Origin of the sequence: Enterococcus sp. AZ156 (assembly GCF_051714165.1) — a bacterium.
In the GTDB taxonomy this organism is placed as follows: Bacteria; Bacillota; Bacilli; order Lactobacillales; family Enterococcaceae; genus Enterococcus_B; species Enterococcus_B pernyi.
The window spans coordinates 668,868-688,314 of sequence record NZ_JBIORI010000001.1 but is presented as its reverse complement, the minus strand read 5'-3'; the positions used below and the strand labels follow the sequence as shown (position 1 = coordinate 688,314).

General features: G+C 37.4%; 19 protein-coding genes. 5 read left to right on the top strand and 14 right to left on the bottom strand.

All coding sequences use genetic code 11. The features are described 5' to 3' along the window. The first annotated feature begins 920 nt into the window (after positions 1-920). The gene (locus IGJ95_RS03330; RefSeq protein ID WP_153830472.1) at positions 921-2,834 is read left to right on the top strand and encodes a hypothetical protein; all 1,914 of its coding nucleotides are present in this window, start codon (positions 921-923) and stop codon (positions 2,832-2,834) included. Positions 2,835-2,922: 88 nt separating this feature from the next. Here IGJ95_RS03330 and IGJ95_RS03325 read toward each other — a convergent pair whose 3' ends face one another. The 3 genes from IGJ95_RS03325 to IGJ95_RS03315 all read right to left on the bottom strand — a co-directional run bounded on the left by IGJ95_RS03325 (position 2,923) and on the right by IGJ95_RS03315 (position 5,777). Next, entirely contained in the window at positions 2,923-3,648 is a 726-nt protein-coding gene (locus IGJ95_RS03325) for a hypothetical protein (RefSeq protein ID WP_153830471.1), read from the bottom strand. Between the two features lie 156 nt (positions 3,649-3,804). Continuing rightward, the gene (locus tag IGJ95_RS03320; RefSeq protein WP_438761449.1) at positions 3,805-4,413 is read right to left on the bottom strand and encodes a metallophosphoesterase; all 609 of its coding nucleotides are present in this window, start codon (positions 4,411-4,413) and stop codon (positions 3,805-3,807) included. 92 nt (positions 4,414-4,505) lie between these two features. After that, on the bottom strand, positions 4,506-5,777 hold the full coding sequence (locus tag IGJ95_RS03315) for an MFS transporter (protein ID WP_224434550.1): 1,272 nt from the start codon (positions 5,775-5,777) through the stop codon (positions 4,506-4,508). 91 nt (positions 5,778-5,868) lie between these two features. Between IGJ95_RS03315 and IGJ95_RS03310 the strand changes: the two genes are divergently transcribed. Next, positions 5,869-6,648 (top strand): hypothetical protein, encoded by a 780-nt coding sequence (locus tag IGJ95_RS03310; RefSeq protein WP_010736188.1) that lies wholly within the window; start codon positions 5,869-5,871, stop codon positions 6,646-6,648. A 142-nt stretch (positions 6,649-6,790) separates the two neighbouring features. Here IGJ95_RS03310 and IGJ95_RS03305 read toward each other — a convergent pair whose 3' ends face one another. The 4 genes from IGJ95_RS03305 to IGJ95_RS03290 all read right to left on the bottom strand — a co-directional run bounded on the left by IGJ95_RS03305 (position 6,791) and on the right by IGJ95_RS03290 (position 10,423). Continuing rightward, entirely contained in the window at positions 6,791-7,138 is a 348-nt protein-coding gene (locus tag IGJ95_RS03305; RefSeq protein ID WP_010736189.1) for a DUF1831 domain-containing protein, read from the bottom strand. 75 nt (positions 7,139-7,213) lie between these two features. Further along, entirely contained in the window at positions 7,214-8,344 is a 1,131-nt protein-coding gene (locus IGJ95_RS03300; RefSeq protein ID WP_153830469.1) for a cysteine desulfurase family protein, read from the bottom strand. 166 nt (positions 8,345-8,510) lie between these two features. Further along, complete coding sequence (locus IGJ95_RS03295; RefSeq protein WP_010736191.1) at positions 8,511-9,491, bottom strand: ribose-phosphate diphosphokinase; 981 nt, start codon at positions 9,489-9,491, stop codon at positions 8,511-8,513. Between the two features lie 77 nt (positions 9,492-9,568). Continuing rightward, the gene (locus tag IGJ95_RS03290) at positions 9,569-10,423 is read right to left on the bottom strand and encodes a dihydrolipoamide dehydrogenase (RefSeq protein WP_438761446.1); all 855 of its coding nucleotides are present in this window, start codon (positions 10,421-10,423) and stop codon (positions 9,569-9,571) included. Between the two features lie 237 nt (positions 10,424-10,660). Between IGJ95_RS03290 and IGJ95_RS03285 the strand changes: the two genes are divergently transcribed. Continuing rightward, positions 10,661-12,568 carry a M13 family metallopeptidase gene (locus tag IGJ95_RS03285; RefSeq protein WP_153830467.1) on the top strand — a complete coding sequence of 636 codons (1,908 nt, stop codon included), beginning with the start codon at positions 10,661-10,663 and terminating at the stop codon, positions 12,566-12,568. A 188-nt stretch (positions 12,569-12,756) separates the two neighbouring features. Here the strand turns inward: IGJ95_RS03285 and IGJ95_RS03280 are convergent, their stop codons facing one another. The 7 genes from IGJ95_RS03280 to IGJ95_RS03250 all read right to left on the bottom strand — a co-directional run bounded on the left by IGJ95_RS03280 (position 12,757) and on the right by IGJ95_RS03250 (position 17,237). Next, positions 12,757-12,852 carry a putative holin-like toxin gene (locus IGJ95_RS03280; protein WP_353629272.1) on the bottom strand — a complete coding sequence of 32 codons (96 nt, stop codon included), beginning with the start codon at positions 12,850-12,852 and terminating at the stop codon, positions 12,757-12,759. A gap of 156 nt (positions 12,853-13,008) precedes the next feature. Beyond that, positions 13,009-13,095, bottom strand: coding sequence for a putative holin-like toxin (locus IGJ95_RS03275; protein WP_411151637.1), 87 nt, complete (start codon positions 13,093-13,095; stop codon positions 13,009-13,011). Between the two features lie 1,569 nt (positions 13,096-14,664). After that, the gene (locus IGJ95_RS03270) at positions 14,665-14,952 is read right to left on the bottom strand and encodes a hypothetical protein (protein WP_010736195.1); all 288 of its coding nucleotides are present in this window, start codon (positions 14,950-14,952) and stop codon (positions 14,665-14,667) included. Positions 14,953-15,102: 150 nt separating this feature from the next. Next, positions 15,103-15,654, bottom strand: a complete 552-nt coding sequence (locus IGJ95_RS03265; RefSeq protein WP_023519187.1) for a cysteine hydrolase family protein — start codon at positions 15,652-15,654, stop codon at positions 15,103-15,105. Positions 15,655-15,666: 12 nt separating this feature from the next. Further along, positions 15,667-16,359 carry a 5'-methylthioadenosine/adenosylhomocysteine nucleosidase gene (locus IGJ95_RS03260; RefSeq protein ID WP_023519186.1) on the bottom strand — a complete coding sequence of 231 codons (693 nt, stop codon included), beginning with the start codon at positions 16,357-16,359 and terminating at the stop codon, positions 15,667-15,669. 17 nt (positions 16,360-16,376) lie between these two features. Continuing rightward, positions 16,377-16,661 carry a cell wall synthase accessory phosphoprotein MacP gene (gene macP / locus IGJ95_RS03255; protein ID WP_010736198.1) on the bottom strand — a complete coding sequence of 95 codons (285 nt, stop codon included), beginning with the start codon at positions 16,659-16,661 and terminating at the stop codon, positions 16,377-16,379. A 12-nt stretch (positions 16,662-16,673) separates the two neighbouring features. Beyond that, on the bottom strand, positions 16,674-17,237 hold the full coding sequence (locus IGJ95_RS03250) for an NUDIX hydrolase (protein ID WP_010736199.1): 564 nt from the start codon (positions 17,235-17,237) through the stop codon (positions 16,674-16,676). A 217-nt stretch (positions 17,238-17,454) separates the two neighbouring features. Here IGJ95_RS03250 and IGJ95_RS03245 point away from each other — a divergent pair, with 217 nt between their 5' ends. Both IGJ95_RS03245 and IGJ95_RS03240 read left to right on the top strand, forming a co-directional pair. Beyond that, positions 17,455-18,111: a 5-bromo-4-chloroindolyl phosphate hydrolysis family protein gene (locus IGJ95_RS03245; protein ID WP_023519185.1), complete on the top strand. Its 657-nt coding sequence runs from the start codon at positions 17,455-17,457 to the stop codon at positions 18,109-18,111. Positions 18,112-18,200: 89 nt separating this feature from the next. Next, on the top strand, positions 18,201-19,400 hold the full coding sequence (locus IGJ95_RS03240) for a toxic anion resistance protein (protein WP_010736201.1): 1,200 nt from the start codon (positions 18,201-18,203) through the stop codon (positions 19,398-19,400). Positions 19,401-19,447 lie beyond the last annotated feature (47 nt).

Here is a 19,447-nt window from a genome sequence, read left to right as displayed (position 1 = left end):
ATACATTACTTGTATAAATGTAAAATAGCATGAATAAAATACCAACCACTAAGCGTAGTCGCAAATAAATAATTCACGACTAACAGAGTCCACTCTAAGTACTTTTTCATGGTAGTTTTTGTAGTAAAATAAATTCCCAAAAAGCCAGGAATTATGATTACAAATGACAAAATAAAACCAACATACCCTCTATAATCTATGAGTATTCCCAATAAACATAAGATCGATAAAATCATAGAAACAATTAACCCGATTTTATAACCGTTCATCTAATCTTCCTTTCTTCTAAAAATTTTAGGTAACGCTATTCGCTGATTCAGCTGATTTTTATTCGTTGATCTCTTACAACCTATAGAACCCTCGTTAAAAACTGGATGAAATATCTGATATGAAGATGCGTTGCGAATAAATAATTTACGATGAAAAAAAAAGATTTCAGAAGCTTATCCATAGTGATTTTAGTTGTAAAATAGATCCCAAAAAATCCTGGAATAATTGTTAAAAAAACTAACAATAATCCAATTAGTCCACGTCCATCAATCAGCGAACCAATAATACACAGAATAGATAAGGACATTGACGTACACAAGCCGATTTTGTACCCATTCATAAGCTACTCCTTTCTTCGCTTCATTTAAAATAATCAAAGCTATTTTTGGATTAATAGAAAAATTATACATCTAACAATCAAAAACCAATAAATCGTTATTTAAAATAAAAGTTAAAATAACTTTAAAATAAATTAATTAACTTGCAGAGAAATAATGGAAAATCCTTCACATTAACTTTTAATGATAAACATAATTAGATAAAAGCTTTTCCATAAATTCATATAAAAAAACATATAAAATCAAAAAAATAGGTGCTTTTATAAATATTTGTATGTTATTATTTTATCATAAAATTAAGGAGGAAATATCATGAAGCTCAAACTTTTTTTCACAACTTTTTTATTAATCGTTTCACTTCAATTCTCAAATATGCAGGTACATGCCGAAGCGGACTCTTATCAGTCTTTAGAGGATTATTATGAATTTTTCAAAAATGAATACGCTTCCTTCGAGCAGACATTTGAGGAATTTTCAGCTGGTTACTACAACCAGACACCTTATTTAGATGAGGATCAATTAAAAGAATATGCACATTCCGTCAATGACACGTATTTAACCGAGGAAGCAGAATGGTTAGCGAAAATCCCACCACTATGGTCTTTCAATATTGGCAATTCTTTAGATAATATTACTTTTGAAAAGAAGCCGGAATATGGTACTTATGACTTGTTAAATACGGTCCAGCCTGGAGATGTTATTTTTGAGGTAAACAGAGCTGATATGGTCATCAGATATCTGCATCATGTCATGATTGTCGATGATATTGTTGAAGAAACTCATATGATCAACGGAAAAGAAGAAACCTTTACATATATTCGAACAATTGAAGCGACAAAAGGAAACTTCGGCGCCAAAAGTGATGGCGTTGTCTACGGCGTATTAGATGACGAGCGTTTTGATTATACCAATGCCTCTATCTTAAGAGTCCCTGAAGCAACTGTTTTACAAAAACAAGCTGCTGTTTTATTTATGAAAAGTCAATTAGGAAAAAAATATTCTGCATTAGATATAATCGGACATCGGGATCGTACTTTTAGCAGACAAAGTTGGTACTGTTCCATGCTTGTATGGGCTGCTTACATGAACGCTACACCTGATGGCAACATTGATGACCTGACGCCTGGAGATGACCCAAATTTCCAAGGAATCGACATCGAGTCAAAAGATGACCTATTCGAATCGCCAACGATTACACCTAACGATATCTGGCGCTCCGATAAACTGGAAAAAATCAGTCCTTCGTTCCCTGAATACAATGATTATACAAAGAATATCACTTGGGCGGGGGGAGGTTCCCCAATGGAAGGTGAAGACTTTATTTTCAGTAGAAACTCTAACCTTTATTACCTTGAAAACGACTATCATTTCTTAGCCATCGACCAAAACAACCAACGTCCCTACACCAACAAATCACTTACACTCGGTCGGAACGCCAGTGGAAATGTTGTTGCACAATTAGATTTATTCACCAATTTCGCTTTGACTGATGAAGCGAAGCAAAAATACGCAGATAAAAATATCCCTGTTGTACCTAATGGTATTGAACTTGCGGATATCCCAAATTACGTGATGAATTGGATCAATCGCTATACTCAGTGTAGCTTTGATATTGTTTACTCAAAAGATATCACGACGGATAGTAATCACTTACGCTATAATCCGACTTATTCAAAAATCGATCAAAAAGCACATCCTTCATATGGCTATTTAGTTAGTCAAGTAGTACATACTCCTCCAGCATTTACTCAAAGAAAATTTGATTACACGGAGAATTTAAGTGTCTATGAAAATTATGATCTGGCCTATCCGAATCCATTGAATTATGATGTATCCTACACGAAGAACCGTCCGACTTGGTATTACTTCTTTAATAACTTCCATGCCTTGATCAAGCTAGAAAATGGTACCTATCGTTCCGCTACTTATCTACGATTCCATGGCTCTTTCACTACGCCTGCTTCTCAGAGAAACGGGTATGGACTGAACCATGATTTTACAATGACCGATGAAGCCAAAACGATTTACCAAAATTATTACTATCATATCGGCGTCAACCAATCTGTGGATTACGCGATCGACTGGTTGAATCAATATACAAAAGAAGAGGTCCTTATCGTCTACTCAACAAATATCACGAATGATCTTAAACGTTTGAATGATGGGACAGCCACTGTTGGTAAAGGATTGAATAATCAAGGAAAACTCGTCAATTGTATTATTTAAACTTTCAATAGCTCCTTGGATTTTATGTCTGATGAATCTATAAAGTTGTTAACAAGGATTGAACAAATGAACTCTACACTTTTTCCACCTAGTATCTAGATGAATGTCGAAAATAAAACAGGTGTGAGACAAAAGTAACATTTCCTTTTGTCTCACACCTTAAAACCGCATATGCGTTGGAAACATAGGTAACCTCATCAGAAAAGCGACTCATTCCTGTTACAGGATTAATCTCTTCTTTGATCTCTTCATCTTCATAGACTAGATAAAACCGATTTTCTGTACCATATTCTTCTTGCAATGTTTGAAGCAGTTTGTCATTTGTGACTGTTTCAAGTGCTTTGAACGCATCGTACTCTTCAATCGTCCCCTTTTCCTTATCTGTTATTCGAGCCATTCCAGTAATCGGATTGATTTCTTCTTTCGTTTGATCATCTTCATACTCTAAAAAGAATTTGTCCTCTGTCCCGTATTCTTCTTGTAGTGATTTTAGAAATTCTTCTTTTGTAAATAATTCAAATTCCCCGAATGCTTCATATTCTTCCGTTTCCCCTGTTTTTTTATTAGTGGTTCTAGCCATTCCAGTTACTGGATTGATTTCTTCTTTGTATTCATCATCCTCAAATTCAAGATAAAATCTGTCTTCTGTGCCGTATTCTTCTTGCAACATTTTTAATAGTTCTTCTTTTGTTTCTACTTCTTCACCGACTTGTTCTGTTCCTTGCGATGTGTCAGCAAAGGTAGGAACAGCACCAAAAGCAAATGCACTGAATAGGCCAACTGAAGCTAAACTTACACTCAATTTTTTGATCATATGTCATCACCTCTCTATTTGATATGGATTTATAATAACTTAAAATTTAGGTAAAAAATGGATTTAAATTTAAACAAAAACCGCTTATTATCTAAACTATTCTTTAATTAAGAATAATTTAAAAATAACTAACGGTTTAAAATTATCGAGCGATGTTTAGCGTTGAATTTTTTGTAGCTCTTGAAACTTTGCTTCATAGATTTCTTCAATCTCTGCTTCCGAAAGTGGCGTGCCAAACGGGTGTTTTGTTTTTAATAATTCTCGCTCTGGAGCATCTACGCCTACATTGACGTCGTTGCCGATGGGTACGCTGTAGTGATGGATATGTCCATGAAGATTGCGTATTTTATCATTGCCTCCGAGCAACAATGGATAATGGGTCAAATAGTATTGTTGGTGATTGAATTTTATGATGACACCTACATCATAAAAGTGAAACTTTTGCTTTCCTTCCTTTTTCCACGGATCATGTTGTTCCAAGTAGTTGAAAAAGGCCCGACTGTCATGATTCCCTTTGATAAAGTGGATCGTGCCATTCAGTTCTTTGACTAAGGAAAGAATTTCTGCGCTACCTTTTTCATACTTAGGGTGCATCGCGAGGTCCCCTAGATGATAAACATGGTCGGATTCCTTTACGACTGCATTCCAACTAGTGATTAATTGATGGTGCATGTGGGCAATATTTTTAAATGGTCGTGGCGAAAAATCACTATTACCGAGCAACCGTTCATGGAAAAAATGCATATCACTGATAAAATAATTCATCTAAGCTCACTCTCCTTTATAAATATCGTATGTGAAAACAAAAAAATAGGCAATCAATGCCTATCTTTAAAAAAGAAATTTATTGCTTTGTCTTAGCTATGTTTACTTTGTAATTCTAAATCGTAGTTTCTGGCTGAAGGAACCAGGTACAGTGCAATTGCGCAAAGTAATGTACCGACACCAGCAATCACAAACAATTTCTCCACGCCAAGAGCATCTGCTAGTGGTCCAGCAAAGATCAAACCGATTGGACCAGACAGAGACATCAGTGAATTGAACACACCCAACACCCTTCCTAAAATGCTTGGCTCAAAACTTTGTTGGATCATCGCCATGACTAATGTATTGTAGTAAGGCGTAGCCAAACCGGCAATGGCATTCAACAGAACAAAGTAAATAAATCCTTGTGAGGTTGCTGGCAATAAACCACTTGCTGTGACGGATACCCCTAAAACGATATAAGAGATGATCACTAGCTGCATTCGATTCTTAAAATGACCAGAAAAACCAATGACTGCGCCTCCGACTAACATCCCAACGGCGTAAATGACTTCGATCAATCCCGCTTGTCCAACTGTGCCATTAAAATAACCCATGGTCATCAGTGGATATAAGCTTGCGGCAGGCATGAACAACAGCATGAAAACTGCCCCATTGAGCATGATATGCCATAACCCTTGCTTCTCATATAGTTTCTTTACTCCAAATTTAGTATCCGCTAACAAATGAACCGTTTCTCCTTGGATGTCCATCTTGGGAATTACCACAAGAATCAACAATCCTACACCAAGAATGGCACCTAATACATCCAAAAGAATCAAAGCATTCATTGGTACCGCAGCAAATAAAAAAGCACCTAATCCAGGAGCAACGATATAATTCGCTGATTGCACCATACCCAATCGCCCATTGATCCTTGTTAATTCTTCTTCTGGAACCATTGTTGGTAAAATTGATTGGATCGTCGGCATTTGGAATGTCTGTGCGACCGAACGAATAAATAAAGAGACAAACACTAACCAGAGCGGAAAGGTCGACATCACTGTTCCTACAATGGATAAAATAAGTGCAAAGATCGCAACAATGATATCCGTATAAATCAATAATTTTTTCTTATCCCAGCGATCGATCAGTGGCCCAACAAATGGACTTAATAGAACCATCGGCAGCATTCCTAATAATGTGGCAAAACTTAAAATAGTCGCAGAACCTGTTTCTTGCGTCAAATACCAAATAATAGCATATTGAACAACCATACTTGTGATTCCTGATAAAAATTGTCCCATCAAAAATAAATTAATATTCTTTTTCCAGTATTTCTGCATAACGCCTCCTAATTTTGTATTCTTTCTGTATTTTACCATTCATTTGTCTTATATTTTTTTATAATTATGATTATTTTATTATTGCTTGAAAAACATGGTACACTGTAGAAAAAAACGGGAGGATACACCTATGACTAAGGTTAGTTTTCACACAACGATCACTGCTTCTGAAACACAGATCCAATTAGAGGAAGAACAAATCCAACTCTCTATTTGTTCAAAGCCAGTAAAAGAAATAGAAAATTCCTTTTATCTTTATTACTTAGACAAAAAGTGTCTGGCAATTGGTACAAAGATCCGCCCAAAATCCTTTGACCAAGTCATCACTATCCATTTACCATGGGATCTTGAAGCAGATTATTTTATGTATCTAATGAATAATCAAGCCACCGAAGCTGGTCTAACATTAGAAAAAGACAAAGATTTCAAAGAAAAAATCCCAGTTGAAGCAACCAAAAAATTAGCCCCGACGATCGAAAAAGTAATGACTGTGTTATCAACGTTTGGCTACGGATTTGCTCCGCTTGCTGCAACGAAAAAGAAACCTGCCAAAGCGCGTCATCGGTGGACGAAACAAATCAGCGAGATTCCTTTTACTGTGGAATTTCGTGGTAGCAAGGCAACACTTTACTGGATCAGTCGCAATGAGATGTTGATCAAAGCTGGCGCTACGTTATTACTTGATGCCCCTTTGAATAAAGATGGTTCGGTTAGTTATGCCGCGAAATATGGAGATAAGATGCGGGCTGACTACCAAGAGCAGATCAAAGATGGGAAAGTTGTGGAGGACATCATCGTCAAAAGTGTGAATGAAGCTAGCCTATTACTGTATTATGGCGGAACAAATAGTTGGTTAGAACTAAAAGATGCCCAAGGAAAAACATTAGATGAATGGTCAAAAGTTGAATGATCATTGACCGATAAATAAAAAAGTACCCAAGCGCTAGGAAGGACAGTTACGCATGCTCGCTGTCACATGAAGACGATACATGCACTTGTTTTTCTAGTGTTTAGGTACTTTTTTGTTTTTCTTTATTGTTTCACATGAGTACTTAGCCTTCTACTTTTTCAAATAGTCCACGACTGATCATGCTATCCATCAAGAAATAAAACTTATCTTGACTCATTTTTTGCTTTGGATCTTTAAAAATATCGACTGCACGCAAGCCATTGGCTGTCGTGATCGACATCTTCATTGTCTTGATGTCTTTTGCAACCGTGATTTTTAATTTAAAACCTTCTTTGCTTTGTGGTGTTGCATCAAGCGGACGTATCAATTGATAGTTCCCGCCATTTGTTTCTGTAAAGCCATTGTCGCGTAATGTGTATCTTTTTGCATCTGGATGTAAACGGTAGCTAACTGGAGAACCGAGTACGGACGCTGTTTGTTCAAATGCCATCTTTTTCACCTCAGTAAGTTTAGTTTCCTCTTTATTATAAAAGTTTCTAACTCGTTTTACTAGGTTTTTTAGCGCTTAGATTGCTTTGACTAAACCATCAGCAAATCGTTGGACTTCTTCTTCTGTATTCCCATAGCCAAAACTGATGCGGATGGATTCTTTCAAGAATGGTGTTCCTTTTCCATACATGGCTTCTAGTACATGAGAAGGTTCGATATTTCCAGCAGTACATGCCGAACCGATCGAGATCGCAAAGCCTTGTAGATCCAATTTCATCAACAATAGATCGTTGACGATCCCTGGAATACGTAAATTCAGTACATGAGGTAATTTATTCGTCAAATCCCCATTGATTGCATATTCAATCTCATTTTCTGTCAATTTATCTAAAATTAGTTGTTGGAAGTCCAAGTATTTTTTATTACGTGCTTCTCTTTCTTCAAGTGTTAATATTTCTACCGCTTTCGCTAATCCACAGATCCCCGCTAAGTTTTCTGTACCGGCACGGCGTTTTTCTTCTTGTTCTCCCCCTAAAAGCAAAGGTGGGATATTTACGCCATCTCTTTTATATAAAAAACCGATTCCTTTCGGTCCATTGATTTTATGACCAGATATGCTCAAAAGATCGATTCCTAACTCTTGAGGATGAATCGTTTGATTACCATAAGCTTGAACAGCATCCGTATGGAAATAGGCTGGATGTTCTCGTAAAATTTCACCGATTTCTTTGATTGGTAATAAATTACCGATTTCATTGTTCCCGTACATGATCGAGACTAGAATCGTGTCTTCTCTTAAAGCCGAGCGGAAGTCAGCGATCGAGATATTTCCTTTTTGGTCAACTGGTAGATATGTAACCTCAAAACCCTTGTTTTCAAGATACTTCATCGTATTCAAGACTGCTGGATGTTCAATAACTGTAGTGATTAGATGTTTCCCTTCATTTTGACGTGAGAATGCTGTTTCAAGAATCGCAGTATTATCACCTTCCGTTCCGCCACTGTTAAAAATAATCTCATGCGGGCGGGCGTGCAAACTATCTGCCACGATTTGTCTAGCATTTTCTAATTTTTCATGAGCCATCCGACCAAATTCATGAATGCTCGAAGGATTGCCAAATGTCCCTTCCATGATATCCATCATTTCTTTGATTACCAACGGATGCATCGGCGTCGTCGCTGCATGATCTAAATAAATATTGCCCAATGTATTCATCCCTTTCAAATAGAACTAGGCACATTCTAGCATAGAAATAGCCAGTTACCAAAAATAAACTTAGGCAAAAAGAGGATTTTTTAGTAGATATGTCCAAGTTCCTAGCAAAAAACACCATAAAATGACCTAAATTCCGTCATTTTATGGTGTTTCATTTTTATCTAAAGCTCTTCTCTTCCAAACGGAACAGTGGGCTCATTGGCGTGTTTTCATGGATACGCTTGACGGCTTCACCCATCAAGTTTGAACAAGTGACGATCGTCAATTTTTCTGGGTGACGGTCTTCTGGTGTATACACAGAATCAGTGATACAGATATCTTTGATTGGTGCTTCGTCCAAGATCTCTTTTGCAGGCTCTGACAACAAGCCATGGGAAGCACAAACATAGATATCTTTGGCGCCATTTTCTTTCAAGACTTTGGCTGCTCGAGCGAATGTCAATCCAGTATTTAAAATATCATCAACCAGGATACACGTTTTTCCTTGAACATTCCCGATCACGTAACTTGCTGCTGTCCCTTCGACTTCTTCGTCCGCATGATCAACGATCGCTAACGTACTATTCAAGTACTCTGATAAGCTACGCGCGCGTTGGACACCACTGTTCTTTGGTGAAACAACGACAATGTCATCGCCGACCAGACCAAGTTCACGGTAATAATGCGCAAATAATGGCATTGTAAATAAGTTATCTACTGGAATATCAAAGAATCCTTGTACTTGCACCGTATGCAGATCTAAGGTCAATACACGAGTCGCTCCTGCTTCTTCAAGCATGTTCGCAATCAATTTTGCTGTAATTGGTTCATGGGGCTTCGCTGTACGGTCTTGTCTCGCATAACCATAATAAGGCAACACCACATTGATCGTTTTGGCACTTGCACGTTTCATCGCATCGATCATGATCAATAATTCCATGTAGTAATCATTGACTGGTGCATTCGTCGATTGAACGATGTAGACATGGTCGCCACGGATACTTTCTTCAATGTTGATTGAAATTTCTCCATCACTAAATTGTTTGACTACACTTTTCCCTAACTCTGTTCCAAATACTTTGGCGATTTTTTCTGCTAACGGTCGATTCCCATTCAAACTAAAGATTTTCAACGTGTCGTCCTGATACTTTTTACTCATGACATCCTCCCAAACTTCTCTATTCTTCGATAGTTTAACATATTTCGTTCCGTATTTCTGGTATTTTCTGAAAATAATCAAGGAAGTGAGACTGTTCCATTTCCCCAACTTGCAGGAATCACTTTATTTGTGTTTCCCCAATTATCATGGACTTTATAATAACGCTCACCAGAAGCTGATTCATAGTAAGCATAAGCAGTGACCCAATGATTGCCGTAGGTACTGCCTAGCAATCTTAAAATACCGATCATCACAGGTTTTCCTTCGCGAATCCGCTTTGTTGCTCGTTGCCAAGAACCGACTACTGTACTTCTGGCATAAATCGGTTGTTGTTGTGTTCTAAAAAAGGCTGAGATCCCTGTACTTACTTGGATAGGTACAGTGGGCAAGCCTAAAGGTTGGATCGTTTTACGCAGTTTTTGGATCAATTCTTTCGCATCGCGGGAATCTTTTCGGCGAATATCTGAAGGAATCAGATTCGGCATACGATAATCTTGATAGTAGGCAAGTAACACTGCTGCCGCATAAGTGCCACAAAGATAACCAGACGTTGTTCGCCACTTTTTATAAGTCAAGAAACGTTGCTCTGGCAAGCCTACCCAACAATCAACTAAATAAGTCGTTGGCGCTTGTTGCGCCCACTTTGCCAGAAGTTTATCGATCAGCTCATCGTCAATTCCTTCTGCATTTATACTGGCTTCTTGCCACATAGTGGATGTTGCAATGCTTGTTGAATAGGCGTTTACCGCTGTAATAAATTCGACTGGTTTTCCATGAGGATCAACGATCAAATAACTCTCATTTTCAAAAATCACTGCTAAATAGTATTCGTTCTCCCGTCTTCTCTTTAGCAGACGAAACTCACTGATTCGCTCTGTTTTGCCATCGAGCGTGATTTCTTGCCATTTCCCACTTACTTTATTCAGAATCAATCACCTCCACCTACATTATAAGGGATAGTCCTAAAAAAATAAATCAGATCGACTAATGGTTGATTGCGCGTTTTGAACATTTTTCCTGATTCGTATGTAAAATGATTTTTAGAGCTTGCTTACAAAAGAAACCGATTACAAAATTTGTCGCTTTGAAATAGATTTTACATTCCATTTGTTTATTCTGCTTTTTTGTTAGATAATGGGCACACGGAACTAAAAAGGAGCGATGATTCAATGAACCAAGAACGTTTGAAACAAGATTTTTTTGAAGCAGTAAATGAAGAATGGTTAAAAACAGCAACAATTCCTGCCGATAAGCCAGCAACTGGTGGGTTTCAGGATTTAGTTGATGGCATTGATCAACTAATGATGCGAGATACAGATGAGATGTTAGCTGATCCAACAAAAGTTACATCTGATAAAATGCGTCACTTCCTTGCATATTATCAACTAGCAAATGATTATGAATATAGAGATCAATTAGGTGCTACACCTTTACAACCAATCCTCGAAAGGATCGAGCAACTCACTTCCTTTGACGAATTAAATCAGCAATTTCCCGAATGGACATTGGACAGCTTACCGTTGCCTGTTGTCTTAGATGTGGATGCAGATATGAAAAATGCGCAAGTCAATGCCTTTTTCGCTTCACCACCCTCTTTATTTTTACCAGATAAAACTTATTATGAAGCAGAACATCTAAATGGTGCTCAATTATTGTCCGTCTTTTTTGATATGATGGTCCAACTTTTAGAAATGACAGGCAGAGAAAGAAGTCAGGCAGAAGCAATCGTCGAACAAGCGATCCAATTCGATAAATTGATTGCGCCCCATGTTAAAAGCGCGGAAGAAAATGCAGATTATAGCCAAATGTACAATCCACGTGCCTTTAATGAATTTACGGCATATACCGATGCTCTTGACTTAACTACCTTGACTACTGGCTTGATCGGCACACGTCCAGACCAAGTGATCGTTACTGACCCTGTCTACTTTGAACATTTAGCTGAACTTTTGACGACACCACATTTCCGACTACTTAAAAGCTGGATGATCGTAAAAACGGTGCGTTCACTAAGCAGTTATCTATCTGAAGATTTCCGTCAAGTCAGTGGGATCTTCTCTCGGACTTTATCAGGAACCGATGAAGCAATGCCACAAAAGAAAGCAGCTTACTACCTTGCTTCTGGACAGTTTGATCATGTGTTGGGCGATTACTACGGTAACAAGTATTTTGGCGAAGCAGCGAAAAAAGATGTCGAAAAAATGGTCAAGAAAATGATCAATGTTTACCAAAAACGACTCGAAACGAATGAATGGTTAAGTGATGCGACACGAGAAAAAGCAATTGTGAAATTGAACAAATTAGGCATCCAAGTCGGTTACCCTGATAAAATCCCTGCCTTGTTCGATGCGTTCCAAACAGTTCCCGCAAATGAAGGTGGAACCTTGCTTTCAAATGCGTTGAACTTTAGTCATCTAACCCTAAAAGACCGTTTCAGTAAATGGAACAAGCCTGTTGATCGTGATGAATGGGAAATGAGCGCGGATACAGTCAATGCGTACTATCATCCATTCCGAAACGTGATCGTTTTCCCAGCTGCGATTTTACAAGCACCATTTTATAGTTTGGAACAATCTAGCTCGGCAAACTTCGGCGGAATCGGTGCAGTCATTGCCCATGAGATTTCCCATGCGTTTGACAACAACGGGGCGAAATTTGATGAGTTCGGTAACTTGAATAACTGGTGGACAGAAGAAGACTTCGCTCATTTCCAAGAAAAAGCGCAAGCCATGATCGAACAGTTTGACGGTGTACCTTTTGCTGATGGCACAGTCAATGGAAAACTAACCGTTTCTGAAAATATTGCAGATGCTGGCGGATTAAGTTGCGCACTAGAAGCTGCAATGACAGAAGACGATTATTCAGCAGCCGATTTCTTCATGAATTGGGCGACAATCTGGCGTACAAAAGCGAAAAAAGAATACCAACAATTACTTTTACAAATCGATGTTCATGCACCTGCGAAACTTCGGGCGAATATCCAGCCACAAAACTTAGCAGAGTTTTATGAAACATTTGCGATCACTGAAGAAGATCCGATGTATCTAGCACCTGAAGAACGTGTGCATATTTGGTAAATAATTCCCTAACAAACTAGGCGTATGGGGCAAAAAAATAAATTCATTTGCAAATTCATTTTTGTTTCTGATTTAAATTCAAATAAACGATGTTCCAAAAGCTAACCTTAGTTAAATAACAAGTCAAAAGAGTATAGAGCAGACACACCAAAATGTTTGCTTTATACTCTTATTTTTAAAGTTATATTTCATTGTATTAACGTCTTATAGTTAATAATCAGCAAAACTAACATTGCGAAAGCGATCATCAGTTGCATTGCTTCAAAAAATCGACACTTGTCTATTTCATATTTGCAAGGGTAAAATTATTTTGCTATACTATGATTAACAAAATGAGCTATGCGCTAACATAGCTCATTTGTAGAACCGTTAAAAAGACGGCAGCTTTTATTAGTTTGATATTCTAATCATCTAATTACTCGCCAAAGTGGATTAGATGGTTACTTTTTTTGGTCTTTATGGGCAATAATCAGCAAAAATAATGTCGCAAAAGCGATCATCAGTTGCATTGCTTCAAAACTTGACACTTGCCTACCCCCTTCTAGGGATAAAGCTATGAACCATAGGCATCACCCCTTTTTCAAGAGATTAGCCACCATCTTTTCACTTCTCTACCTCAAAATTATATCATATTATTTACAGTGATTTCTTCGATAAACAGTCTTTTTTCATTTTATCTCTATACCAATCTTTGACTCTGATTCTCGAGTGGTGGTTACTCCCACAATTTGACTTAACTGACTTTCAGCGGTGTTCAGTTTTTCAGGTGGGTTTCCTGGTTTTTTCCACCCACCTCTATTTTCAAAAGTTTGTGCATTTCTCCAATCGAAAAAAGCTCTGTTATATTTAGCTCATTTTTATAGATAATCTCCTACTTAATCAGCTGAAGTGAGCTTAGAAACTTGCACTCACTTCTCCTATCAACCACAAACAGAAGTCTGAATCTGAAAATAATGGAAAATTACCGATTCTTCTTATTTGTTATATTCTTCCATTCCTCATTAATAAATAAACACCAAAAAAGGAGTGATACATTAGTACCCTTCCACCACCTAAGGGTAGGAACAGAATTAACCTCTTCGAAAATAAGGCTGAACACTTCTGTCACAACCCCTTTTTATCTGATCTTCTTTTAGTGTAGGGAAACCCCTTTTTTGTTTTTTATAATCAATCTAGCAAAAAAAAAATAATTAAAAGGACTCCTAAGATAATAAGATAAGGTACTAGTGTAAAAGTTATTTTTTCTAATCCTAAAAGATCAAATGATTTTTTCAGTAAATAATCACTCAAAAAGATGAAAAAAAGAGATTTAAATGTACCCCAGCCTTTATGAATTGGTACCAATCCAATCCAATCACAACACCAACAACAATCGGGACTCTAAAATAAATTTCATCGAGAGTAAATGAATAATTTCCTTTCCAAATAAATTCTAAGATTCCTCTTAAAACAAACAATAAAAGAAATACACCCACGATATATCGGGAATCCAGTTTTTTCATTATTTCACCTTACTTACATTGTTTTATTTCATGTACCTTACGTAATAAACAGTCTGTGAAACATTGCTTGGTTCACCAACCTATCATCCAATCCAACCATTTCCACTTGTGTCCAATCCTCTAGCAATAGCATCTTCAGTACTAAAACCTTTTGTAGTTATTCCAAAAATACCTCAAAAAGAAACTACTTCCCCAAATGAGAGAGCAGTAAAGAATGCAAACAAATCTATTTCTACTACAAGATTAGTATATTTCAAAGCTGGCTTTTATTATCATTAATACTCTAAAAGTTTCGCAAATAACAATTATTTAACTTATGGTATTCAAAGGAATATTCTTAATCACAACCTACTACCAAACTTGCAAGTACTGCTGACGGGTTCAGTCGCCAGATTCATTTCTACTCCCCTTAATGGTAGAAATAGAAACACTACTTGTCGAAGAGCCTTTTTCAGCTTATTTCATATTTCTTTTTGATATTTTTAATTTGAATTTATGTATGATTTTACACTTTCTTCACCGATCAGCAGACACTACTCCTACTAGTCTCTGCTCAGATATGAATTTAAAACAATTAACAGAGAAAAAAACATACTAATAAATATAGTGACGAACGCTTGTAACTCTCCCAGTTTTATAGTTAGAATATATGCTAATAACAGTGAAAAAATTATAATTTTCAGTAAGATACTTCTGGTTAAAACTCTTTCTTTCGTAAAAAAATCTTTCAAACCTTCCCCATTTTTTGTTATCCAAAAAAAAGCCAAACAAAGAAAATAATGCAAAGAGCGAAAATAACCCTGAGAGATTTGGCAAATATCCTAAAAACCCTAAAATTCCCAGTAAACCTAAAAAACCCAAATTTGCTTTCCCTTTTCTCATACCGATTCCTTCCCTTCACGTAGAAACGACTTTATGCACACCACATTGATCAATTTGTATGTATCTATTTCTCTTTGTTTCAGTTAATGACCAATAGAAATAGTGGATAAAGTACGATATAAACGCCTTTATCCACTTTATTCACTCTTTTTATCCCTTAATGATCTCCGCACCAAGGGCTGTTTGAAAATGTTTCAATGCCCAGTCATGTCCGATTGGATCAAAGCTGGCAACTGCATCTTCGTAAATAAATAATTGATAGCCTAGGTTATAGGCATCGACTGCTGTATGCAAGACACAGATATCTGTACAAACACCTGTCAAATAAATCTCTGTAATCCCACGTTCCCGTAAACGAATGTCAAGATCTGTTCCACTGAATGCAGAATAGTGACGTTTATCGATCCAATAAACATTGGCTTGTGTTTGATGTTCCGCATAAATCTCTTGCAATGAACCATACAGATCGCGGCCACTCGTTCCGACTACATTATGTGGTGGAAACAATTGGTTTTCCGGATGAAAAGCATCTTCGGGATCATGTGCATCGATCGCAAATACGACAAATTCTTTCTCATCAATAAACTTTTTTGTATACTTCGTTAAAGCTGGTTCAATTGCCTGACCGCTCTTTCCAGTCGTCAATTTCCCATCGTCTGCCACAAAATCATAGGTGTAATCAATCGAAATCAATGCTTTCATTCGGTTCACTCCTTATACAAGATGTTTGACAAATTCAATCACCATTTCAGCTGAACGTTTCCCTGCTTCTTCGATGAATTCGTCAAAGCTTTGTGTCGCTGAATGGTCCGCAGTATCACTCATTGCTCGCACGATCAAGAAAGGAATATTGAATTGTTGTGCCGTTTGACCGACTGCAGCCCCTTCCATCTCACAAGCAAGTGCTTCAGGGAAATTGCCTAAGATCTCTTGGACTTTGACTGGCGAATCAACAAATGTATCTCCTGTGACGATCAAGCCTTCTTTTACATTCAAGTTGGTTGCTTCTGCGGCTCTTTTCATTTCTGAACGTAAATACGTGCTTGCTTCATAATAAAGAGGCATACCTGGTAATTGTCCTGGCTTGTAACCGAACCCTGTAACATCTGCATCAAAATAGGCAACTTTGTCAGAGATCACTACATCCCCTACACGTAGACCTTCACCAATGCCACCAGCTGATCCTGTATTGATGACCATGTTTACACCATATTGTTGGATCAATAAGCTTGTTGTGATCGATGCTAAGACTTTCCCGATACCTGAACGTACAACGATGACTTCATGGTTGCCTAATGAGCCTGAGATAAACAGAGCGCCTGCTCTTTCCCATGATAAGGGTTGTCCTAGTTGCTCTCTTAAAATTTTTACTTCTTCTTCCATTGCTCCGATGATTCCAATTTTCATTTAGTTGTTCCTTCTTTCTATATAAATGCAACTGCCAGAAAAACGATGGCTAACAATAAAATGACTATAACCAAGCCTTTCATCAAAACAGCATTCCATTTACGTGTTTTTTCTCGTTCGCCTGCTCTTGTTTTCGTGATTGGCTTATTTTTCTTTTGTTCTTTACGATAAAAACTCGCGATCTTTTTTTCTTCTTGTTTGTACGTAGCTTCCGCTTTTCTTTGTTTTTTTAATGATTCTTGTGCTTGTTCTTGCTGTCGTTTACGGATTTCGCTACGTGTGACTAGCGGTCCTTTGACCATCAATCGATCCCTCTACTTTCCTTTGTTCATTGATTCCCAGTATTGAATCGCATAAATCGTTTTTGCATCGCAAATGACTTGATCTGACATCGCTTGTTTTGCTTCTGCTAAAGTCAACGCATAAAGTTCCAATACTTCGTCCTCATCTTGTGCGAGAGGCTGTTCCACTTTTTCGATATTTACTGCATGATAGATATGCAGGAGTTCATTCGCAAATCCTGGTGACAAATACATAGAAGTCAAATGATCCAAACGCTCTGCGCGGTACCCAGTTTCTTCTTCTAATTCTCTAGCAGCAGTGATCTCAGGCGCTTGTTTTTCTCCTGGATCAATTTTACCAGCTGGTATTTCGAGGATCACTTTCTCTAAAGGTTTGCGGAATTGTTTGACTAATAGTAGACGATCCTTTTCATCAAAAGCAATGATTCCTACACCACCGGGGTGAAAGACTAATTCACGCTTCCCGATATTTCCATCTGGTAAGCGAACATCATCCACAGCGACATCAATGATCGCTCCATGATAAATTTCTTTTCGTTGGATCGTTTTCTCTTCAAACTGTTCATATTCAAGCATCTTTTCCCCTGCTTTCTTTTGTCCTATAATAACTACTTTTTTTGTTTTTTTCAATTTTCTTTTTGATTTCTTACTTAGTTTACCATATCCAAACCTTAGAAATTCTATAAACTCATAAAATCCACCTTTAGTCCGATACTAATTATTAAGAAGGTTGTGCTAAAATAAAGAAGTAGATGAGCAGAGTGGACAATGAATATACACGGAGGTTTTTAGGATGATTAAAAAGAATTGGAAATGGATCGTAGGTTTACTCTTAGTGATACTGTTCTTCAGTTATAATGATGTATCGATCATATCAATGATCTTGTTAATTGGCGCAGTTTTGCTGATTTGGGGGCTTTTTGGTTTTCGTAAAAAACCTAAGGACAAAACAGCTTTACCAAATCTATCTGACAAATTAGCGACCCATTATAGCGAAAACGGCATGACACCGAGTGAAATCTCTTTTTTTAGAGAAACGATGAATCAAACAAAAAATGAAATCGAACAACTAGAAAAAAATATGTACGAAACGGCAAAGCTTAAAGCGATCGATCTTCGTCACGAACCTGTAAAAGCAGCAAAAGGTTTGTTCAAAGAACTCGTAAAAGAACCCACTCGATTGCACGATGCGAGTCAGTTCCTTTACACCCACTTGCCAAACCTAGTGGATTTGACAAACAAATATATTGAGATCAATGAACACGAGATCAAAAACAAACAGACCTATCAAAAACTGGAAGAAAGTACCCAGATCATTGATCAACTTGCTTCATTAGTCGCGAAAGACTATCAAGATTTCGTTTCGGAAGATTTGGAAGATATCGATGTAGAGATATCTGTTGCGAAACAAAGCTTAAAGCGTGATAATAAAGATGTACCAGAAGAATAAGCACGTTTATTTCTTGGACTCGGAACACTTAGACATCGTCTGATTGTTTCGGGTACTTTTTCTAGCTTAATCGATAAGGAGGAATTTTAATGGAAAATAATCCACATGAACCAAAACACGAAGTAACCCCTGTAAATGATACTTTAGAAGATTTATTGAATAATCCTTTTTCGACACCCGTCGATAAATTGACTCAAACACAACAAAATGAAATCAATGCACTTCAAGAACAGCAAACTGCTGCTCGGCTGATTGATAAATTACCTGCTGAAAGACAAGAACAAGCCAAACAATTGGCTGAAAAAATCGATGTCACTGATTCTCAATCGGTCATCAGCTACGGTTCAGCTGCTCAAACAAAATTAGGTGAGTTCTCACAGTCGATGTTGAATCACGTGCAAGCACAAGATATCGGACCAGTCGGTGATTCATTGACTGAACTGATGTACCGCCTTCAAGAAGCAAATCCAGATGAATTACGTGCAGGAGAAGGAAATATTTTCCAACGCGTATTCGGTAAAGTCAAACAATCGATTTATGAAGTCACTGCCAAATACCAAAAAATCGGTGCGCAAATCGACAAGATCTCAGTCAAATTAGACAAAGAAAAAGATGGCCTATTAAAAGACAATCTGATGTTAGAACAACTTTATCAAAAAAATAAAGATTATTTTGATGCGTTGAACATTTATATCGCTGCTGGCGAATTAAAAATGGAAGAATTACAGACAAAGATCATTCCAGAAGCCATGCGAAAAGCAGAAGAAACAGGGGATCAAATGGATGTACAGATCGCCAATGATTATACACAGTTTCTTGATCGCCTAGACAAGCGCACTCATGATCTACGCTTAGCCAGACAGATCACGATCCAACAAGCGCCACAGATCCGTTTGATCCAAAATACAAACCAAGCATTGGCAGAAAAGATCCAAGCATCGATTGCTACAGCCATCCCATTATGGAAAAACCAAGTGGTTATCGCATTGACCTTGCTTCGACAAAAAGATGCAGTTACAGCACAACGACAAGTTTCTGAAACAACCAATGATTTATTGAAGAAAAACTCAGAAATGTTGAAAATCTCTGCCATCGAAACTGCTAAAGAAAATGAACGTGGCATCGTGGATATCGAAACATTGCAAACCACACAAAATGATTTGATCGAAACGATCCAAGAAACACTTCGTATCCAACAAGAAGGAAAAGAAAAACGTCGTCATGCAGAAGTCGAACTTGGCCATATGGAAGAAGACTTGAAACAAAAATTACTCGATTTAACGCAATAACAAATAGAATGAAAAAACCTTGTATCAGCAATGCTGCTTGATACAAG